This is a genomic window from Catenibacterium sp., assembly GCF_052354645.1.
GTDB lineage: Bacteria > Bacillota_I > Bacilli_A > Erysipelotrichales > Coprobacillaceae > Catenibacterium > Catenibacterium mitsuoka_A.
This window is the reverse complement of the sequence record NZ_DAWDDM010000306.1, coordinates 1-2,265: the sequence shown is the minus strand read 5'-3', so window position 1 is coordinate 2,265 and position 2,265 is coordinate 1. Positions and strand designations below refer to the sequence as shown.

The following is a 2,265-nucleotide window of genomic DNA, read 5'->3' as shown; positions in this document are numbered from 1 at the left end:
ATCATGTTGTTGTATGAGTACCAGCTATAATATCCCTTAGTTGCAGAAATTGTAGGCTTATCTGCAGCTTTCTTAATTAATGCTTTCTTTGCGTTCATAATGTTGTTATAAGCAGTTTCAGCTGTTTCAACATCTAAGTTTTCATCTTTAAGAGTGTTCTTTCCGTTATTAACGGCATTCATATAAGCCTGATATCCAGATGCATAAGCAGCATCACTTACTGGATAATTTGCTTCTACATATAACTTATAAAATTTAGCCTTTACAGCTTTTTCTTTTGCAGTACGAAGTGTAGCTAATGTTTCATCAACTTTCTTCTGTCCTGCTGAAGGATCTTCTTTAACGTCTTTCGCAACGTCTAGAGCTTCCTTATATTCCTTCACTGTTTCAGGAATATAATCCTTAATCACTAACGCATTATTCACTTCATTGATTAATGGTGCCTTATCAGTGAATGTCTTATAAGTTAAAGTGATTGTTTTGTTTTCTTTATATACGCCTGTTAATGATTCACTTGCCTTTTCGAACTTATAACCATAAAGTTCCTTAGGTTCAATAGTGTATTCATTGTCTTTTAAGCCATATAAAGTTTCTGTTGGTTCAATAGTCTGTCCAAATTCATTCTTATATTCAATTGTAAGTGCAACAGACTGTCCTTCATAAAGAACCTGACCTGGTTCTGGTAACACGCTCTTATAACCAGGAACGCGTCCAATCTTATCAAATGCCTTCTTCACATCTGCATATTCAGGCATTGAGTCTGATGTGTTCCACATCTTATATGCAGTTGCACGTGTTCTATAGAAGATGTTATTGGCCACTGAATCCTGAGTCATATAACCTGGAACGTCACACCAAATTGCATAAGAACCACCTTTAATAAAGTTTGCATAAGGTTTGTTATAAGTCTGTGGAATGCCACCCTGTAATGTAGAGAACTTACCAGGATTCCATTCTCTATAAATTCTATCCCCTTCAGGACATGCATTCTGTAACCACCAAGAAGATAATACATAATACATGTAAATATCAGAGTAGTTGATAACTTTGTTACCATTTGCTACAAACTTTTCAATGCTTGCACAGTTCTGTGGAGCAGCCCAATAACAGATTTCGATATCTGGATCTAACTTATATCCAGTATAGTTTCCATACATCACACCATCGTTCCAGGCTCTAGGAGTCATACCCTTTGACTTGACGATTCCAGATACTTCATTGAAGTATTCCATGATCTGTACATACTGTTCATTGGAGAAGTTAGAGAATTTTTCTAAGAATTCATCTCCACCAATGTTAAATCTCTTACATCCAGCTTCTGAGAAGAAATCGATAAATTCAGTCATTAAATCGATTAAGAAGCCACGTGCTTCGTCATTTGTAAAGATATTGAAGCACTGTGCTCTTCTACCATCAGATGGGAATAAGCTTGCACAGCTATAGTCAGATGGTAAATATCTTAGAACTGCACCAAGGTGACCTGGAGAGTCTAAAGATGGGATAACTTCGATATGATATTCATTTGCAACCTGAATAATTTCTAACATATCCTGTTTAGTTAAATACTGGTTGTTTACATACTGGAAGCCATCAATTGCTTCAAGAGTATCACTCTGTAATCTAAAACCTTCGTTTTCAGAGAAATGAAGCTGAATTGAATTGTATTTCTGCCAAGATAAATCCTTGATTAATGAAATGATCCAATCCTTTGTGAAGAACTTTCTTGCACAGTCCAAATGGAATGAGCGGTCTTCTACATCTGAATAGTCAACAATATTTCCCTTAGTTAAAACATTGTCACCTTCAATTAACATTTGGATCACAGATGTTAAACCATAATAGATTCCTGTTTCATCTTCTGCAGAAATAGTAATATTATTCTTAATATCTACTGCATAAGCATCATTCTTACCAGTTAAATCTGGGTTAGTTCCCATTTTTACAATGATGTCATTGTCTGCAGCATTTTCTAATGTACCAAAAACAATCTGTGGTGCTTCTGATAAAACACTTCTGTCTGCTAACTGCGAACTTGCACGTTTCAAGTCACGTAATAACACTTCATTATTAAGTGACTTTTCATTTGAAACCACAAGTAAGCGGCTTTTCTTTGGCAATGTAAATGTGTCTGAATCCTTTGTGTAGCTTTGTACATTTGGATAAATCACATTAGGTGCCGCGAAAGCTGGTGCAGCTGCAGAAGCAACTCCCGATAGCGCAATAATTGCTGGTAAGCCTCCTGCACCAATTTTTTTCCCTTGCAGA

The 2,265-nt window shown here is 36.0% G+C and carries 1 protein-coding gene; it reads right to left on the bottom strand.

The genetic code is table 11. The features are described 5' to 3' along the window. A partial coding sequence (locus ACT8VG_RS10345; protein ID WP_444195820.1) for a family 20 glycosylhydrolase occupies positions 1 to 2,265 on the bottom strand: 2,265 nt, incomplete at both ends.